This window comes from Pseudomonas sp. FP198 (assembly GCF_030687895.1).
GTDB lineage: Bacteria > Pseudomonadota > Gammaproteobacteria > Pseudomonadales > Pseudomonadaceae > Aquipseudomonas.
The window spans coordinates 2841882-2858940 of sequence record NZ_CP117452.1; the positions used below are offsets into that span (position 1 = coordinate 2841882).

17 protein-coding genes are annotated in these 17059 nt (G+C 60.4%); 8 read left to right on the plus strand and 9 right to left on the minus strand.

The annotated features are described in order from the left end of the window. The first annotated feature begins 6 nt into the window (after positions 1–6). On the plus strand, positions 7–1167 hold the full coding sequence (locus PSH78_RS13055; protein WP_305501049.1) for an alkene reductase: 1161 nt from the start codon (positions 7–9) through the stop codon (positions 1165–1167). Between the two features lie 136 nt (positions 1168–1303). Here PSH78_RS13055 and PSH78_RS13060 read toward each other — a convergent pair whose 3' ends face one another. Then, a complete protein-coding gene (locus tag PSH78_RS13060) occupies positions 1304–1894 on the minus strand; it encodes a TetR/AcrR family transcriptional regulator (protein WP_305501051.1) in 591 nt (196 codons plus the stop codon). Between the two features lie 100 nt (positions 1895–1994). Here PSH78_RS13060 and PSH78_RS13065 point away from each other — a divergent pair, with 100 nt between their 5' ends. After that, positions 1995–2753: an SDR family oxidoreductase gene (locus PSH78_RS13065; RefSeq protein WP_305501053.1), complete on the plus strand. Its 759-nt coding sequence runs from the start codon at positions 1995–1997 to the stop codon at positions 2751–2753. 37 nt (positions 2754–2790) lie between these two features. Continuing rightward, positions 2791–3525, plus strand: coding sequence for an NADPH-dependent F420 reductase (locus PSH78_RS13070; RefSeq protein WP_305501055.1), 735 nt, complete (start codon positions 2791–2793; stop codon positions 3523–3525). 43 nt (positions 3526–3568) lie between these two features. On the opposite strand, the gene PSH78_RS13075 is transcribed toward PSH78_RS13070, so the two are convergent. Next, positions 3569–4483, minus strand: a complete 915-nt coding sequence (locus PSH78_RS13075; RefSeq protein WP_305501057.1) for a LysR family transcriptional regulator — start codon at positions 4481–4483, stop codon at positions 3569–3571. Between the two features lie 151 nt (positions 4484–4634). Here PSH78_RS13075 and PSH78_RS13080 point away from each other — a divergent pair, with 151 nt between their 5' ends. Continuing rightward, on the plus strand, positions 4635–5645 hold the full coding sequence (locus PSH78_RS13080) for an NAD(P)-dependent alcohol dehydrogenase (protein ID WP_305501059.1): 1011 nt from the start codon (positions 4635–4637) through the stop codon (positions 5643–5645). 51 nt (positions 5646–5696) lie between these two features. Here PSH78_RS13080 and PSH78_RS13085 read toward each other — a convergent pair whose 3' ends face one another. The 6 genes from PSH78_RS13085 to pstS form a co-directional block, all read right to left on the minus strand. Next, entirely contained in the window at positions 5697–6317 is a 621-nt protein-coding gene (locus PSH78_RS13085; RefSeq protein WP_305501061.1) for a hypothetical protein, read from the minus strand. Next, positions 6317–7015, minus strand: a complete 699-nt coding sequence (locus tag PSH78_RS13090) for a hypothetical protein (protein WP_305501063.1) — start codon at positions 7013–7015, stop codon at positions 6317–6319. Before PSH78_RS13090 ends, PSH78_RS13085 begins: the two co-directional genes overlap by 1 nt. Before the next feature lie 95 nt (positions 7016–7110). Further along, positions 7111–7872, minus strand: coding sequence for a phosphate ABC transporter ATP-binding protein PstB (gene pstB, locus PSH78_RS13095; protein WP_025214260.1), 762 nt, complete (start codon positions 7870–7872; stop codon positions 7111–7113). Between the two features lie 75 nt (positions 7873–7947). After that, positions 7948–8859, minus strand: coding sequence for a phosphate ABC transporter permease PstA (gene pstA / locus PSH78_RS13100; protein WP_305501065.1), 912 nt, complete (start codon positions 8857–8859; stop codon positions 7948–7950). Next, positions 8859–9824, minus strand: a complete 966-nt coding sequence (gene pstC / locus PSH78_RS13105; RefSeq protein WP_305501066.1) for a phosphate ABC transporter permease subunit PstC — start codon at positions 9822–9824, stop codon at positions 8859–8861. Before pstC ends, pstA begins: the two co-directional genes overlap by 1 nt. Before the next feature lie 74 nt (positions 9825–9898). Beyond that, the gene (gene pstS, locus PSH78_RS13110) at positions 9899–10930 is read right to left on the minus strand and encodes a phosphate ABC transporter substrate-binding protein PstS (RefSeq protein WP_305501067.1); all 1032 of its coding nucleotides are present in this window, start codon (positions 10928–10930) and stop codon (positions 9899–9901) included. A 188-nt stretch (positions 10931–11118) separates the two neighbouring features. On the opposite strand from pstS, the gene ppk2 reads away from it, so the two are divergent. Together ppk2 and PSH78_RS13120 are read left to right on the plus strand one after the other, a co-directional pair. Next, on the plus strand, positions 11119–12036 hold the full coding sequence (ppk2, locus tag PSH78_RS13115) for a polyphosphate kinase 2 (protein ID WP_305501069.1): 918 nt from the start codon (positions 11119–11121) through the stop codon (positions 12034–12036). A 308-nt stretch (positions 12037–12344) separates the two neighbouring features. Beyond that, positions 12345–13103, plus strand: coding sequence for a molybdopterin-dependent oxidoreductase (locus tag PSH78_RS13120; RefSeq protein WP_305501070.1), 759 nt, complete (start codon positions 12345–12347; stop codon positions 13101–13103). 13 nt (positions 13104–13116) lie between these two features. Here PSH78_RS13120 and PSH78_RS13125 read toward each other — a convergent pair whose 3' ends face one another. Further along, a complete protein-coding gene (locus PSH78_RS13125; protein WP_305501071.1) occupies positions 13117–14550 on the minus strand; it encodes an HD domain-containing phosphohydrolase in 1434 nt (477 codons plus the stop codon). Between the two features lie 111 nt (positions 14551–14661). Here PSH78_RS13125 and PSH78_RS13130 point away from each other — a divergent pair, with 111 nt between their 5' ends. Continuing rightward, on the plus strand, positions 14662–15423 hold the full coding sequence (locus PSH78_RS13130; RefSeq protein WP_305501072.1) for an alpha/beta hydrolase: 762 nt from the start codon (positions 14662–14664) through the stop codon (positions 15421–15423). A gap of 57 nt (positions 15424–15480) precedes the next feature. Beyond that, positions 15481–17040 (plus strand): GMC family oxidoreductase, encoded by a 1560-nt coding sequence (locus PSH78_RS13135; RefSeq protein WP_305501074.1) that lies wholly within the window; start codon positions 15481–15483, stop codon positions 17038–17040. Positions 17041–17059 lie beyond the last annotated feature (19 nt).

Genomic DNA, 17059 nt, shown 5'->3' on the forward strand with positions numbered 1-17059 from the left:
ATTTTCATGAAACACAGTTCGCTGTTCGAACACACCTCGCTAGGCCCACTGACCCTGAAAAATCGCATCGTCATGCCGCCCCTGACCCGTCAACGCAGCGGCCAGCCCGGTGACGTGCCCACCGCGCTCATGGCCCGCTATTACCAACAGCGCGCGAGTGCCGGCCTGATCATCAGCGAAGGCACCCAAATCGAACCCCGTGGCAAGGGCTATGCCTGGACGCCGGGCATCTACAGCCAGGCGCAGATCGATGGCTGGCGCACCGTCACCGAAGCGGTTCACGCTGAGGGCGGGGTGATTTTTGCCCAGCTCTGGCATGTCGGTCGCGTGTCACACAGCGCACTGCAACCGGACAACGCCGCCCCTGTCGCACCGTCGGCGATCCAGGCGAAAAAGGTCAAAGCCTTTATCGAAACCGGTCCCGGCACCGGCACGCTGGTGGAACCCTCCACTCCGCGCGAGCTGAGCGTCGCCGAGATCAAGGCGCTGGTCGAACTCTACGCCCAGGCCGCACGCAACGCCCTGGCGGCCGGTTTCGACGGCATCGAGATCCACGCGGCCAATGGTTATCTGGTCAATCAGTTCATTTCCGCCCAGGCCAACCAGCGCACCGATGACTACGGCGGCTCGCTGCATAACCGCCTGCGTTTCCTGCGCGAAGTGGTCCAGGCCGTCAGCGCCGTGGTCGGGCCCGACCGCGTGGGCGTGCGCTTCACGCCGCTGTTCACCAGCACCGAAGAAGACCGCGTGTACATCGGCTTCGTCGAGGACGACCCGCACCTGACCTACATCGAAGCCATCAAGGTGCTTGAACAGGCAGGCATCGCCTACCTGTCGATCGCCGAAGCCGACTGGCCGAATGCGCCGGACCTGCCCGAGGCGTTTCGGCGCGAGGTGCGAAGCACCTTCACCGGTCGGATCATCTATGCCGGGTTGTACACCGCTGACCGCGGGGCGCGCCTGATCGAGTCGGGCCTGGCCGATCTGGTCGCATTCGGCCGGCCGTTTATCGCCAACCCCGACCTGCCCCAGCGTATCGCCAATGGCTGGCCGCTCAACGCTCTTGATGCCGCCGGACTGTACGGCGGTAATGAACAAGGATTCACCGATTACCCGCGGTATTCCCCATCCACAGTTGAGCACGAGGAAGCAGTCCCGGCGTTCTGACTCCCCTGATTCAAGAACCGTGGTGAGGGAGCTTGCTCCCGCTGGGCTGCGTAGCGGCCCTTTTAGTAAGCGCCGCGTATTTGGAGCGCCAGCCCCTCCCGCACCAAGGGTTTGCCGATGCCTTGAGATCCGAGAACTAGTCGTTATTCCTCTTCAGGCTTTCAGGGCTGCCCGCGCACAGGCCATCCATGACCAGGTCCATCAATCTGGAGAAACGTGGGTGCCATTCGCTCTGGCAATCCATTTGCCAGATTCCGGCAGTGGCCAGGAAAAAGTCGTCGCTCGTCACTCCGCTACGAATCGTTCCAGCCTTTTCGTTAGCCCTCAAGAGCAATTCTGCCGCCGCCAGCATCGGCGCGTATCCCGACTTCCCGGGAAACTCATAGGCAGAAGCGGCCTGGCGTATCGCACTCGCAAGTCCAGCCTTGGTCATCGCATATTCGGCGAGGCGGTCCATCCATTCCCGAAGGGCCTCCTTCGGTGGTTTCGTGGCGAGCAGTTGTTCCGCCAACGAAGCCACCTGCTGCATTTCGAATTGATAGACCTCGAATACCAATTTTTCGCGGGTGGCGAAGTGGCGATAGAACGTGCCCTGGCCTACCCCGGCTTTCTTCGCGATCGTGCTCAGCGGGACCGCGGGATCGAGGGTCAGCTCTGTTACGGCGACCTCCAGTATCCGTTCACGGTTTTTCTTGGCGTCAGCACGCATCACCAGTTCGTCAGGCATGAGCAAAAATTTTCCTTGAATGCATTGCTAAGCGGACAGCTGTCCGGTACGTTGCGTAAGTGGACAGCTGTCCGCTTGAATTTCATCACCGGAGTTTACTATGAACCGCACTGGCAACACGATCCTGGTCACTGGCGGCACTTCAGGCATAGGCCTTGGCCTTGCGCTCAGGCTTCACGAGGCGGGAAACAAGGTAATCATCGCGGGACGTCGCAAGGCGCTGCTCGACAAAGTCGTGTCGGAACATCCGGGTATCGAATCGATATTGCTGGATGTCTGCGATCCACAATCCATCCTGCATGCCAGTGAAACCCTTGCGATCAGCCATCCGAACCTGAACGTCCTGATCAACAACGCAGGCATCATGCAATGGGAGGACCTGACTGCGCCGGACAATCTGAGCACCGCCGAAGATATCGTGACCACCAACCTGCTCGGCACGATTCGCATGGTGTACGCATTTACCCCGCATCTGATCAAACAGCCCAGCGCAACGCTTGTGAATGTCAGCTCCGCCCTGGCATTCGTCCCGCTGCCGGCGACGCCGACCTACAGCGCAACCAAAGCGGCCGTGCACTCCTTCACTCAAAGTCTTCGAGTACAGCTGGAGGCGTCCTCGGTCGAAGTCATCGAGCTTGCGCCGCCGGGTGTGCGTACCACTTTGCTTGGGCAGGAAAACGACGAACACGCCATGCCCCTGGAGCAGTTCCTGGATGAAATCTTCGAACTCCTCGCCATCACTCCGACGCCACAGGAACTTGTCGTCGAGCGCGCCAAGCCATTACGGTTTGCTGAAGCGAATGGTACACATGACGAGGTTCTGAAAATGCTGGCGGGATACAAAGCGCCAGCTGAATGATGAAAATTTTGAAAGCTTTTTATGCGAGGCCATCGAAATGAAGATCGGAATTATCGGCGCGGGCAACATTGGCGCCACCCTTGCCCGCAAGCTCGCTGCGTGCGGCCATGAAATCAAGCTGGCGAACTCGAAGGGCCCTGAAAGCCTACAGAAACTCGCCAACGAAATCGGTGTAAAGGCGGTGACCAGGGAAGAGGCTGTGTCTGGGGTGGACGCGGTTATCCTCTCGATCCCGTTCGCCAAATACCCCGAACTCGGGCAGGCATTCAGTAACGTCCCTGAAAAGACCGTCGTCATCGACACCTCCAACTACTATCCAGGCCGTGACGGGGCGATCAAGGACGTCGATGACGGCAAGCCCGAGAGCATCTGGGTCAGCGAACAGCTTGGCCGCCCGGTCATCAAGGCCTGGAACGCCCTGCTCGCCGCCACGCTCGCCGACAAAGGCCAGCCAGCCGGGTCCTCGACACGCATAGCGTTACCTGTGGCAGGGAGCGATCCCGCCGCTTTGGCGATTGCGCAGGATCTTGTCGAGGACACCGGCTTTAGCGCCTTTGTCGCTGGCAGCCTTGAAGACTCCTGGCGTCAGCAGCCAGGCACACCGGCTTACTGCACCGAGTTGACGTTGCCGGCGTTGGAATTGGCGCTGGATGCGGCTGACAAGACTCGGGCGGCGCAAAATCGCGACGCGTTGATCGCCAGGTTCATGGCGCCCGGCAGTCAGTTTTCACATGAGCAAATCGTTGCGTTGAATCGCGCCATGACAGCCTGACTATCTGGTATGTCCTGACGGGCTCAAGATGTTCCTGAACGCTCTACCGTTCCAGCCACTCGGGATGAAGCTGAACAAAGTGCGCTTGCAGCCATTCGAGAAGAACCTGCACTTGCGGCGCTAGGTGCGTCCGGCTTGGGTACAGCAACGACACTGGGCGAGGAGCTGGTCGGCAGGGTCTTAGAATCTCCACCAAAGCGCCGCTTTCCAGATACCCGGCCACAGCGATGCCTGGCGCCTGGATTATTCCGAAGCCCGACACACCGCACTGCACGTATGCATTCGATTCGGTGACGGTGATGGCGGGATTACTTACAAACGCTCGATCCTGACCTTCTACGATGAAATGCCAGGACAACGGCCTGTTGCTCTGACCGGACAAGAAGTTCACGCCTCGATGGGAGACTAGGTCGCCGAGTGTCTCGGGTTCGCCGTGCCTGGCGAGATACTCGGGCGCCGCGCACGTCACCATCGTCGCCAATGCAACCGGGCGAGCGACTAATGTCGAGTCCGGTAAATCGCCTATGCGCAACGCACAGTCGATGCCCTCTCCTATCAAGTCAACGGCTCGGTCGGTCACGCCCAGTATCACGTTGATGCCTGGGAAGGTGCTGGTGAACGCTTTCAGGCTTCTGATGAAATCCATTTGTGCGAAAGCGGTCGGGATATCGACGCGAAGTCGGCCCGTAAGCGTTGCCCCGGTGCGGTCGAACATTGAAGTTGCGGCAGAAATGTCCGCAAGAATCTCCTGTACCCGCCCATAGAATCGTTCGCCCTCGACGGTGAGCGCCACCTTCCTGGTCGTGCGCTGGAAAAGGCGCACACCCAATGATGTCTCCAGCTCCTGAATCGAACGGGTGACCTGGGGGCGCCCGATGTCCAGCGACTCGGCAGTTTTTGTGAAACTGCCAAGGTCGGCAAGCCTGGCGAATAGGCGCATTGATTGCAGCAACTCCATGAGGTCAGGCCCTGGCTAACGCTATTGTTGCCGCAGAATATAACAATCATGTCTTTCTTCACGCATTTATTGCGCCTCTCTAAAAGCGAACCATGTGCACAAGGCGAACCCTTTGCGGTTTGCCATCACTGACTCGTTTTGGAGATTCACAATGAAAGCCTGGCTATTGAAAGACTTCGGACTCGACAATCTGCAACTGGAAGAGACGGCTACCCCCCACCCTGGGCCCGGCGAACTGCTGGTCAAGGTTGGCGCTATCTCGCTCAACTTTCGCGACAAGGCCATCGTCGACGGCATTTATGAGCCGCATAAGGTGCCCAAGCCCCTCATTCCCGTAAGTGATGCGGCCGGAACAGTGATCGCTGTTGGCGACGGTGTGACGCGCTTCAAAATTGGTGATCGGGTCAACTCGCACCTGTACTCCCGTTGGCTGGATGGCGAGCCCGGACCCAATGAGCCGGATTACTGTTTTGGATCACCATTGCCCGGTGGCTTGGCCGAATACATGATCATCCATCAGGAAAGCGCCGTGGGTGCGCCTGACAACATGAGCGATGAAGAGGCCGCTACGCTGCCGATTGCCGCGCTCACGGCATGGTATTCACTGGTGGACTTCGGGCAGATTGAGCCTGGACAAACCGTATTGGTCCAAGGCACTGGCGGTGTGTCCATATTTGCCGTGCAGATCGCAACTGCGCTTGGCGCCAAGGTGATCGCAACGTCGAGTACCGACGAAAATCTGCAAGCTGTGAAGAGATTGGGAGCCGTAGCAGGCGTCAACTACAGGACTACGCCAGACTGGGCAGACGAAGTGCTGAGGCTGACCGATGGTAAAGGCGTGGATCTGCTGCTGGATGTGGCTGGAGGCAGCGGCATCAATCAATCGATCGCAGCGACCAAGGCATCCGGGCGGATTGCGCAGATCGGCTTCTTGACCGGCCAGACTGCAGAACTTGAACTGATGCCTCTCATCTTCCGCCAGACAACCATTCGCGGTATTGCGGTGGCGCCGCGCTCATCGTTCGAGCGGATGAATGCATTTCTCAACCAACACAGGATTCGCCCTGTGATCGATCAGGTGTATCCGTTCGAGAAAGCCCGGGAAGCTTACGAGCACCTTGCAAAAGGAGCATTTGGAAAGGTTGTAATCAAGATCGCCTGAACCACTGAGGCGCCAACATGGCGCCTTTTTTTGCGGTAAGGCCGCATCGCATCAAGACAAAGAAGCTTCCGCGCGTTGCTGCGCGGCTCCTTTGGGCCTGAACATCTGCTGCCACTCAAGCTGCGCCTGGACAACAGCTACCGCCTCCAGCACCTTCTGCGCCCAGCCCTCGTCCTCCGGATGCACCACGACAACACGAAAGCCGTGGTCATCGCCTTCAAGCTGCACGCCTTCCGAATCATCGACGTGCAAGTCGATATCGAACGCCGGCGGGTACTTGGAGGGTGAGTTCTCCAGCCCATGCACCGTCAGGGCACGGTTGTGCAGGACGCTGTTGACCACACCATCGACGCGGATGCCGTACAGCAGCAGCCAACGGCGGATATAGGACGGCGTGCGGCCGGACGAGGTGTAGACCCAGATGCTGCAATCCTGGCGACGCAGTTCCCGGATCAGCGAGCGGGTGCCCCGGCGCAGCGGCTCACCCAACCAACGGTGAATGCAGGCCGGCAGCCGGCTTTGCTCGACTTCGCAGTGGTGGAGTTGGCAGGCGAGCGTGTCATCGATATCAAAGGAAATCCGTATGCGCTGGCGCTTGAACAGCTGCGTCGGCAATGCGCCGCGGATGGCCTGCCCTACCCGGCTGCTGAATGTTCTGCATTTGACGTCCATCAATGGCCACCTTGGGAAAGCGGCAAAGATTCGCCTTTGAGAAAAAACTTCATTGGATCGGGTGCCTGTTCTTCTAAAAACGCTGCGTATTTTTTCTTGATCTTGGGCAATTCGTACAACGCCTTGACGCCATGCTTGGCAGAGTTGCGTATCACCGAGGACGGGTTGAAATAGCCTTCGGCATTTTCCAGTGTCAATACAAAAGGCGGCAAGCCCGCGCGCATCAGCAGATAGCTGACAATAAGCGACCCACTGCGGTTGTTACCTTCGATGAACAACTGCGGCTTGCTGAGAATCCGTACATAGACGCCTGCCGCGCGCTTCCACACCGACTCGCTGCGATAGGCACAATACCAGTTGTACAAATCCTTGATGCCTCCTTCAACATTGTTGAAGAAATGCGCCTCGGTCGCTGCCAGGTGATGGGCGTATTCCAACCGACGCGCAGGGTCTCGGCCACAGAGCACCGTGGCGTTGATCTCCAGCATCAGGTTCAGTTGCTGCAGATCGAACAGGTCGACGCCGCGGGCAACATATTCGTCAACCAACGCATAACCTTCAAGCACATTCTGCAGCACTTCATCGGTCAACGGGTCACGCGGCTCGGTGAAGTGCCGGCTGAGCTGGGCGAAGCGATCCTGTACTTCCCGTAGTGCGCGTTCAATCGCTGGCAAATCAAGGCGATGCGTAGCAGGCATTGGTGCTCCTTGGAAAACGCTTGGTAAATGTCTACCGGATGCCCGCCAAATCCATTTGGCTTCTGCAGGGATGCGGCCTTGACCTGATGTGTGGCTTAGCTGAACTTGCCGCTGATGTAATCGCCGGTCATCTGTTCACGCGGGTTGTCGAAAATCTGCGTCGTCGGGCCCATCTCGACCAGATAACCGGTGCGCGTGCCCTGGGAAATATCCACCGAGAAAAACGCCGTGGTGTCAGCCACGCGGATGGCCTGCTGCATGTTGTGGGTCACCAGGGCGATGGTGTAGTCCTTCTTCAACTCGACCATCAGCTCCTCGACCCGCCGGGTAGCGATCGGGTCGAGTGCCGAACACGGTTCATCCAACAGCAGCACTTCCGGCTCGGTGGCGATGGCGCGGGCAATGCACAGGCGCTGTTGCTGGCCGCCGGAGAGCGACAGGCCGCTGACCTTGAGCTTGTCCTTGACTTCGTCCCACAGCGCGGCGCCTTGCAGCGCATGCTTGACCCGGTCACCGATGTCGCCCTTGTAGCGGTTGAGGCGCAGGCCAAACGCGACGTTGTCGAAAATGCTCATCGAAAACGGGTTCGGCTGCTGGAATACCATGCCGATGTAACGGCGCACGACCACCGGGTCAACGCCCTTGCCGTAGACGTCCTGTCCGAGGAAATGCACGTGGCCTTCGAAACGGAACCCTTTCACCAGGTCGTTCATCCGGTTGAGGCTGCGCAACACGGTGCTCTTGCCACAGCCGGAAGGACCGATGAACCCGGTGATCTTGTTTTTCTCGATCGGCACATGGCTGTCACGGACCGCCATGAAGTTGCCATAAAAAATCTTGTCCAGTTTGCAGTCCATGACTACAGGTGCCTGGGTGACAAACGGAGCGGCTATTTGCGCAGTGGATACGTTCAAGATCAGATGCTCCCGTTCTTAATACTTGGGCTTGCCGAAAATACGGCTGATGATGTTCACGAACAGCACGATCATCACCAGCACCAGTGAGGCCGCCCATGCGAGCTCGAGCTGGTTGTCGAAAGGCATCCCGGAGAAGTTGTAGATCAGCACCGCCAGCGAGGCCGTCGGGTTCATGACCTCGAGGTTGCCCTGGTGGTAAATCCAGTAGTTGCTGAACAGCGCGGTAAACAGCAGAGGCGCGGTCTCGCCCGCGGCACGTGCCACGGCCAGCATGACGCCGGTGAGGATGGCCGGCATGCCGGTGGGCAAGACGATTTTCCAGATCACCTGCGAGCGGGTGCAGCCCATGCCATAGGCAGCGTCCTTCATGATCTTGGGCACCATGCGCATCGACTCTTCCGCCGTCAGCACGACGATCGGCAGCATCAGCACGGCCAGTGCCACGCCGCCCGCCGGCGCCGAATACGTACCGGTGGTCATCACCACCAGGGCGTAGGCAAATACCCCGGCCAGGATCGACGGCAGGCCGGTGAGCATCTTGGCGGCAAACCGTGCGGCGTTGCCCAATTTGCTGTCCGGTCCAAGCTCAGCCAGGAAGACGGCGGCCATGATGCCGATCGGCACCGCGATGGCGGCCGCGATACCGACCATCACGAAGGTACCTGCCATGGCGTTGCCGAAGCCGCCACCCATTTCGAAGCCGGTCGGTGGCAGTTCGGTAAAGACTTCCAGGTTCAGGCGCGCGCCACCACGGGTGATCAGCATGTAGAGCACGGAAATCAGCGGCACGCTGGCGAGCAGCGCACCGGCCCAGACCAGCGTGGTCAGGATCAGGCTGCGCAGTGCGCGGCCTTCGAACTTGCGCTGCAAGCTGGGCATCGCGCCCGCTGGCGCGGTCAAGTCTGTTGCGGCAGTGAGGTCTGTCATCACTTATTACCCCGTTGGGCATACATCATGATCATCGAACCAAAAATGTTCACGATCAGCGTAATCAACATCAGCACCAGGGCGGCATACATCAACACCTCGATCTCGTTCGGCCCGGCCTCGGGGAAGTTCAACGCCAGCAGGGCAGCAAGCGTGTTGGCCGGAGCAAACAGCGAGAGGGAAATGTTGTTGGCGTTGCCGACCAGCATGGCCAGCGCCATCGTCTCGCCCAGGGCGCGCCCGAGGCCCAGCACCAGGGAGCCGAAGATGCCGGTGGCGGCAGAAGGCACCATCACCTTGAGAATCGCTTCCCAGTGAGTCGTCCCCATGCCGTAGGCGGCCTGCTTGGTCTTCATGGGTACGCCGGTGAGCGCATCCTGCGAAACGGCGGCGATGGTGGGCAGAATCATGATCGCAAGCACCAGCGCCGCCGGTAGCAGCCCGGGCCCGCTCAGGGACGTGCCGAAAAAGGGTATCCAGCCGAGTTCGCTGTTCAGCCAGGTTGTCAACGGCCGAATCGCCGGGATCACCACGTAGATCCCCCACAGGCCATAAACCACGCTGGGGATGGCCGCGAGCAGTTCGACGATGGTGCGGAAAATGGCGGCGAGCTTGGGCGGCAGGAAATCCTGGGTCAGGAAAATCGCCATGCTGACACCAAAAAAGCCGGCGATCAGCAACGCGATCAAGGCGCTGTAGAGCGTGCCCCAGATAGCCGGCAGGATGCCGTATTTGCCCTGGTTGACGTCCCAGACGCTGCCCAGGAGCACGTCGAAACCGTGTTTCTCCATGCCGGGAATTGCCTTTCGGCCCACCTCGAACACCAGCGCAAATACCAGCGCCAGAATCAGCACCACGCCGATGCGCGCTAGCGCACGGAAAGTGCGATCAACCAGGAAATCCTTCGTCGAGGGTGGCTGGCAGGCAGAGTCCGGATTAACCGGTACGACAAAAGGTTTGTTCATGGGCTAAGTCCGGAACAGGGGGAAAACTCTCCCGGCGCGGCGCAGAGGCACACACCGAGAGAGACCTCACGGTGTTACTGAATGTTGGCGGATGCTTTGCGAACCTGCTCGACGACCGATGCCGGCAATGGGATGTAGCCCATCGAATCGGCGATCTTCTGTCCTTCGGTCAGGCTGTATTCGACCATTTCACGCATCGCCTTGGCCTTGGCCGGGTTGCCGTTGTCCTTGCGGAAGATCATCCAGGTGTAGGACGTGATCGGGTAGGACTTGGCGCCGTCCGGATCCGGCAGCCAGGCCACCAGGTTTTCCGGCATCTTCACCGCCGCCAGGGCCTCTGCACCGCTCTCGGCGTTCGGCACGACGTACTTGCCGGCCTTGTTCTGCAGTTGGGCGAAGTCGACCTTGGCGAGCTTGGCGAAGCCGTATTCGATATAGCCAATCGCGCCCGGGGTCTGACGCACGGTAGCGGTCACACCATCGTTTTTCGGCGACTTGATGAACTTGTCACTGGCCGGCCAGTTGACAGTGTTGCCCTCGCCCAGCGCCTGCTTGAAGTCTGGATTGATGGTTGCCAGGTGCTTGGTGAATACCGCGGTGGTACCGCTGGAGTCCGCACGTACAACGACAGTGATCGGCGTATCGGTGAGTTTCAGGTCCGGGTTGGCGGCAGCGATCTGCGGATCGTTCCATTTGGTGATCTTGCCCAGGAAGATGTTCGAGTACACATCGCGTGGCAGCTTGAGGCCCTTGGGATTGCCCGGCAGGTTGTAGGCCAGCACGATTTCACCGGCGGTCATCGGCAACAGCTGCACGCCTTCGGCAACCTTGGCGATGTCTTCTTCTTTCATCGCCGAGTCACTGGCGGCGAAATCAACGGTCTTGTTCAGGAAGTCCTGTACGCCCGCACCGCTGCCCTTGGATTGGTAATCCACGGTGACACCGTCGGATTTCTTGCTGAAATCCTTGAACCAGGTCAGGTAGATCGGAGCTGGAAAACTCGCCCCAGACCCCGTCAGACGGACGTTCTCTGCAGCGAAGGACGCCGAGGTGGCACAAAGAGAAACCGTAACGGCGAGCGCAGCAGACTTCATCAAACTTTTCATTAAAAGAAATTCCTTGTGATGACGGGCCGGGGAACTCTGCAACATTCTTGTTACGGTTTTATGAATGCGCAGTGGCAAAGTGCACTTATGTCCGTCAGATAACGCCTACAGCACGTCGGCTGCTGTAATCGCCTCGTAACAAATTGCGACTAACACTTCGCCATCTCCTACAACGCGAGCCCACGCCCATGTCCTCGATAGACGACACCTTGATACAGCGCATCCACCGGGAACTGCTCGATCACAGCGATGAAGAACTGGAGTTGGAGCTGGCCGAAGATGGACACGACCTGGATGCCCTGTTCGATGGACAGGCTCCAGAAGGATCAGAGAAAGAAGCCCGGAGAATCTATTTCAGCGAACTGTTCCGCCTGCAAGGCGAACTGGTGAAGCTGCAAAGCTGGGTGGTCAAGACCGGCCACAAGGTCGTGATCCTCTTCGAAGGGCGCGACGCGGCCGGCAAAGGTGGAGTCATCAAACGTATCACCCAGCGCCTCAATCCTCGGGTCTGCCGGGTGGCCGCCCTGCCCGCCCCGAACGACCGCGAACGCACCCAATGGTATTTCCAGCGCTACGTTTCACACTTGCCGGCCGCCGGTGAAATCGTCCTGTTCGACCGCAGTTGGTACAACCGCGCAGGCGTCGAACAGGTCATGGGTTTCTGCAACGACAATCAGTACGAAGAGTTCTTCCGGACCGTGCCCGAGTTCGAGCGCATGCTGGCCCGCTCAGGCATCCAGCTGATCAAGTACTGGTTCTCCATTTCCGACCAGGAACAGCACCTGCGTTTCCTCAGCCGTATCCACGACCCGCTCAAGCAATGGAAACTCAGCCCCATGGACCTGGAGTCCCGGCGGCGCTGGGAGGCGTACACAAAGGCCAAGGAGATCATGCTGGAGCGCACTCATATTGCCGAGGCGCCGTGGTGGGTGGTGCAAGCCGACGACAAGAAAAAAGCGCGACTCAACTGTATCCACCACCTGCTCGGCCAGATGCCGTATGAAGAAGTCGAGCTCCCGGTGATCGAGCTACCGGAACGCGTCAGGCAGGAAGACTACTTCCGCAGTCCCACGCCGCCGGAAATCATCGTTCCTCAGGTTTATTGAAATAATCGGATGGGGCGCCCTGCACCAGGCGCCCCCTTCTATCGCCTGACATGTTCCTGTCAGCCTCCCGTCACCCTGACGTCAGATCGTCCCGCCTAAAGTAACGCCAGGATTGTTCCCGCGGCGCCAGCGCCACCCTGTGAGAGCGAGCCTGCTCGCGAAGACGTCAGCACATCCCATATTGATGCAAGCAGGACCAGCGCTTTCGCGAGCAGGCTCGCTCCCACACGATCCTGGCTTGAGCAGGGATTTGAATCCGCCGTTGCTTTTAGCTGGAGCTCTTGTCATCAGCCGGAAGGAGAAACGCAATGAACCACCCTGACGGGCACGACAGCGCACTTGACCACTTCATCTGGCCGTTGACGCCAGGTGGCATTCTGGACCGCAGAGACCTGTTGCTTCGCCTGGGCGCAGAACAGCGACTCATGGCCGCACAGGACCCTGTGTGCAGGCGCGATCAACGGGACTACCTGCTTTCACTGATCGATTCGGCCTCGACACTGAACCGTGGCGCTGAGCAAGGTTCAGGCTTCGACGCCCAGCGAATGCGTGATGTCATCACCGAAGCGGCCGCGAAAAGCCATTGGGGCGAGCCTTCAGGAGGTCGCCGAACGCAGGGCATCGCCGCTCACTACGATGCGCAGAGCTACATGGCCGCGGTACTCGATGTCGAGCTGAGCGACGAGGGTCGCCTGATTGTCCATGACACGGTGTTTGTCGCGGACCTGGGCGCTGTAGAAAACCCCGGCCGCCTGCGCGCTCAGCTGGAAGGCGCATGCCTGATGGGTGTGGCGTTCGTGGCCTCTGCTGAATTTGGCGCGACGGCGGCTGATCTGTGCCCGACCATCGCCCAGCGGCCCCGCTGGCCACTCGTCTCCTGGCTGCCAGGGCACATCGCGGTACACCTGATCAACCCCACGGGTGAGGTCCAGGCCTGCCAGCCCAGCCAGGTGAGCTACGTACCCGTCGTCCGGGCCTTGTGCGATGCGATCGGCAAAGCTTCGGACAATCGCACCAGCGATCTGCCGCTCAGAAGCCGGTTGCTCGAAAGAACGGGCGGACGCTAAGTCATTGCCGGCTTCAAATCAAACCCAGCGTCAGGGCCTTCAGCGTCGCCGCCGCCCGGGTGGTGCATTGAAGCTTGCGGAACACGCTTTCGACATGGGTGCGAACGGTGCTCGGGCTGATACCCAACTGACGCGCCACTTCCTTGTTGCTCCCCCCGGTACTGATGCGCCGCAGAATCTCCGTTTCACGCTCGGAGAGCAGCCCACCGCCCGGCTTGCAGGCTGTCATCGTGGTGTCCCCGCGTGACGCCGCCATTACCGCCTGGCAGGCCCGATGATCGAAGCGTCCCTGATCCGCCTCGGCCAACAACAGGCCACTCGCTTCGTCGTGACTCAAGGCTGGCCGCCACGGCCGCTCGCTGAGCATCGCCTGCCAGGCCAGGGCCGCGGCGAGCAAACGGTGTTCGGTTTGCAATGTGTCGCCGCCCAGGCTGCGGAAATAACCGCTGCCATCCAGGCGCTCATAGGCATGTGCCGCCAGCTGACCCGGCACCGCCAGGGCGGGTATCTGGCCACAGGCTCGCGATGTCCAGTAAGGCACCAACCGCACTTGCTCAAGATCCCCGTCGAGCAAGGCTCGCGGAGTATTCCAGAGGCGATTGGGCACCGCCGCGCGGCCAATGCCATGGATCAGCGCCGCCTGGCCGAGATGGTCAATGGCCGGCGCCGACAGCCCGGAAAGCCTGGCGGCCTCTCGAACCAGCTCCGAGGCACGTCGCGAGTACCCCGCCAGCCACGGCAGCTTGAGATCGATCACATCAGCAACCAGGCTCAACGGCACCTGTGCCGTGGCTACCTGCGAATCAACTGACTGCGGCGTGCGCAGTTGATCCAGCCAGTCTTCGGCGTTTTGCAGCATTTCAGCGGCAAGCGCTGCCGGATAACGGCGATCGCGCTTGCTGGCAATCCATTGCAATGCGCTTTCCAGCCCATGCGTACGGGACAGAATCTCCAGGTCCCCCGCCAGCAACACCTGATAAACCACCTCCGGCACCTGCGGATGACGCAGGCCGGACGGCCTTCCCTCGCCGTCGTATTGCTCGAACACATGACGCAGACCCAGTTCGACTTCGGCTTTCAAACCCAATGTGTGAGCGATATCACCGGACACTTCGCAATGAATCTGCGCCAGCGGCGTCGACCGGCGCATCGCCCGCTGCCCCGCCTCGCTGAGGGTATGCGTCAGCATCGCGTTGCGGCCCTCGACGTCATCGCCCAGCAGCCGGGTGAAGCCCTCGGCATTGGCGGTGCAGCCTGACCAGCGCAGCAAGGCCACCTGGCGTCCGGTCTCGGTGTGCTCGCCAGCACCGTTGCACGCCTGCGCGAGCATCTGCACCAAGCGGGCGGTGCGACGCGACTGATCGAACGGCTGGCCCATGCTCAGGTCGCCGACCATGGACAACGCCAGGATGGCGTCTTCCACCCCGATACAGTCAGCTGTCGTCATCTCGTTTTCTCCGTGTATCCGATTGAATGTTGATGGCCTCGGATAAACGACCGATACCCGGGCCGCCGAGTATCGCCGAAACTGCGCTCACCCCAAACAGGAGATCGCATCATGTTCAAACCCAAGGCCCTTGCCCTCACACTCGCCATGACCGGTTCATTGTTCGGCGGCGCCGTCCATGCCGCGCCGCAACAGCCTTCAGTCGTGATCGTCCATGGCGCTTTCGCCGACGGCTCCGACTGGGGCAAGGTCGTCCCGCTGTTGCAGGCGGAAGGCATCAAGGTCACCGTCGTACAAAACCCGCTGACTTCCCTGGCGGACGATGTCGCCGCCACGCAGCGTGTACTGAACAACCAGGAGAGCGACGTCGTGTTGGTCGGCCATTCCTGGGGCGGCACCGTCATCAGCGAGGCTGGCACCGACAAGAAAGTCCGCAGCCTGGTGTACGTCGCCGCGTTTGCTCCGGATGCCGGTCAAGCCGTCAAGGACCTGGGCAAGGAGTACCCGGCTCCGTCCGGCGTGAAAGACATCGCCGCCGACAAGAACGGCTTCCTCTATATGACCACCGAGGGCATGGCTCGCGGTTTTGCCCAGGATCTTCCCCCCGCACAAACCGCGGTAATGGCTGCAACGCAAGGGCCGATCCGCGCCTCGGCCTTCGATGACAAGACCAGCGCCGCTGCCTGGAACGGCAAGCCAAGCTGGTACATCGTGGCCAAGGAAGACCGGATGATCCAGCCGGATCTGCAAAGGGCTTTCGCCAAGAAGATCGGCGCCAAGGTCAGCGAAATCGAAGCCAGCCACGTGCCACAGCAATCACGCCCGGCAGACGTCGCTAAAGTCATCATCCAGGCTGTACAGAAGAGCCAGTAACTCACGCCGCTGCTGCGCTGAACTCGACAACAGGAACCCTGCAAAGGAAGCCCGCTCATGCCCGTGAATCCCGCCCTGAAGAAGCACCATTACGACTTTATTGTCTGCGGGGCGGGGACTGCCGGTTCCGTCGTGGCAGGACGGCTGGCCGAGAATCCCGAGGTCCAGGTATTGCTCATCGAGGCCGGCGGCGGCGATGAGCATCCCCATGTGCTGGAACCGCAGCATTGGCCGTTGAACCTGGGCAGCGAGCGCGATTGGAACTTTGTGGGAGCAAGCAACCCTCATCTCAACGGCAGGAAGATGCCGCTGAACATGGGACGCGGGTTGGGCGGCGGGTCCAGCGTCAATGTCATGCTGTGGGCCCGAGGCCATAAGAACGACTGGGAAGACTTCGCCACCGACAGCGGCGATCCTGCTTGGGGCTACGCCTCGGTCCTGCAGATCTATCAACGCGTGGAAGACTATCGGGGCATCGCCGATCCGCTGCGTCGCGGTAGCGGCGGACCGGTTCATGTTGCGCCTGTCCGGGACGCCCAACCGATTGCGACCGCCATGCTCAGTGCGGCTGCCGCAATGGGTATCCCCACCTTTGAAAACCCCAACGGCGCCATGATGGAGGGTCGCGGAGGTGCGGCCTTGAACGATCTCATCGTCAAGGATGGCCGGCGTCATTCGATCTACCGCGCCTACGTCGCTCCACGCTGTGGCCAGCCCAACCTCACCGTCCTGACCGATACGCTTGTCAGCCGGGTGCTCTTCAGCGAGCAACGCGCCATCGGCGTGCAGACCATCAGCAATGGCCAGGCCGAGTGCTTCTACGCCGATCACGAAGTGATTCTTTCGCTGGGCGCGGTCAACACGCCCAAGGTCCTGATGCAGTCAGGCGTGGGGCCGGAGGATGAATTGCAGCACCATGGCATTGCGCTCGTCCAGCACCTGCCCGGCGTCGGCGCCAACCATCAGGACCACGTGTCCTTTGCGGTTATCTTCGAATACGCGAGGCCACAACCGGTGGGTTACGGCGGCTCGGAGGCGACCCTCTACTGGAGCAGCGAAAGCGCCTTGCATCTTCCGGACATGTTCCACTGCCAGGTTGAATTTCCAGTGCCCAGCGCAGAGACCGCCTCACTCGGCGTTCCCGCCCATGGCTGGACGATGTTCGCTGGCCTTGCCCACCCGCAGAGTCGCGGGCGGATCACGCTCAGCGGCCCGGATGTGAGCGATGCTCCGATCATTCAACCCAACACCCTGTCGCATCCGACCGATCGGCGCAACGCCTTGGAAAACCTTCGTTTCGTCCAGGAGCTGGGTGCCCAGACGCCGTTCAAGGGCTTGGTAAAGGGTGAAAGCCTGCCTGGAAAACTGCACACCCGAGGGTTGGAAGACTATGCTCGCAACGCTGCGGTGACCTACTGGCACCAGTGCGGTACGGCAAAGATGGGCCGGGACGCGATGTCCGTGGTGGACAGTCAATTGCGCGTCTACGGAGTCCGGGGCCTGCGCATTGCCGATGCGTCCATCCTGCCCCATGTCACGAGCGGTAACACGATGGCGCCCTGCGTCGTGATCGGTGAGCGGGCCGTGGAAGCTATCCGCGCCACCTACGACCTGTAGGCAGCGACGCTGGCGCAAG

Bases quoted from the DNA above. Each gene is read 5' to 3' on its own strand.
- PSH78_RS13055 (WP_305501049.1), top strand. From the start codon at position 7: ATGAAACACAGTTCGCTGTTCGAACACACCTCGCTAGGCCCACTGACC.
- PSH78_RS13060 (WP_305501051.1), bottom strand. From the start codon at position 1,894: ATGCCTGACGAACTGGTGATGCGTGCTGACGCCAAGAAAAACCGTGAA.
- PSH78_RS13065 (WP_305501053.1), top strand. From the start codon at position 1,995: ATGAACCGCACTGGCAACACGATCCTGGTCACTGGCGGCACTTCAGGC.
- PSH78_RS13070 (WP_305501055.1), top strand. From the start codon at position 2,791: ATGAAGATCGGAATTATCGGCGCGGGCAACATTGGCGCCACCCTTGCC.
- PSH78_RS13075 (WP_305501057.1), bottom strand. From the start codon at position 4,483: ATGGAGTTGCTGCAATCAATGCGCCTATTCGCCAGGCTTGCCGACCTT.
- PSH78_RS13080 (WP_305501059.1), top strand. From the start codon at position 4,635: ATGAAAGCCTGGCTATTGAAAGACTTCGGACTCGACAATCTGCAACTG.
- PSH78_RS13085 (WP_305501061.1), bottom strand. From the start codon at position 6,317: ATGGACGTCAAATGCAGAACATTCAGCAGCCGGGTAGGGCAGGCCATC.
- PSH78_RS13090 (WP_305501063.1), bottom strand. From the start codon at position 7,015: ATGCCTGCTACGCATCGCCTTGATTTGCCAGCGATTGAACGCGCACTA.
- pstB (WP_025214260.1), bottom strand. From the start codon at position 7,872: ATGGACTGCAAACTGGACAAGATTTTTTATGGCAACTTCATGGCGGTC.
- pstA (WP_305501065.1), bottom strand. From the start codon at position 8,859: ATGACAGACCTCACTGCCGCAACAGACTTGACCGCGCCAGCGGGCGCG.
- pstC (WP_305501066.1), bottom strand. From the start codon at position 9,824: ATGAACAAACCTTTTGTCGTACCGGTTAATCCGGACTCTGCCTGCCAG.
- pstS (WP_305501067.1), bottom strand. From the start codon at position 10,930: ATGAAAAGTTTGATGAAGTCTGCTGCGCTCGCCGTTACGGTTTCTCTT.
- ppk2 (WP_305501069.1), top strand. From the start codon at position 11,119: ATGTCCTCGATAGACGACACCTTGATACAGCGCATCCACCGGGAACTG.
- PSH78_RS13120 (WP_305501070.1), top strand. From the start codon at position 12,345: ATGAACCACCCTGACGGGCACGACAGCGCACTTGACCACTTCATCTGG.
- PSH78_RS13125 (WP_305501071.1), bottom strand. From the start codon at position 14,550: ATGACGACAGCTGACTGTATCGGGGTGGAAGACGCCATCCTGGCGTTG.
- PSH78_RS13130 (WP_305501072.1), top strand. From the start codon at position 14,662: ATGTTCAAACCCAAGGCCCTTGCCCTCACACTCGCCATGACCGGTTCA.
- PSH78_RS13135 (WP_305501074.1), top strand. From the start codon at position 15,481: ATGCCCGTGAATCCCGCCCTGAAGAAGCACCATTACGACTTTATTGTC.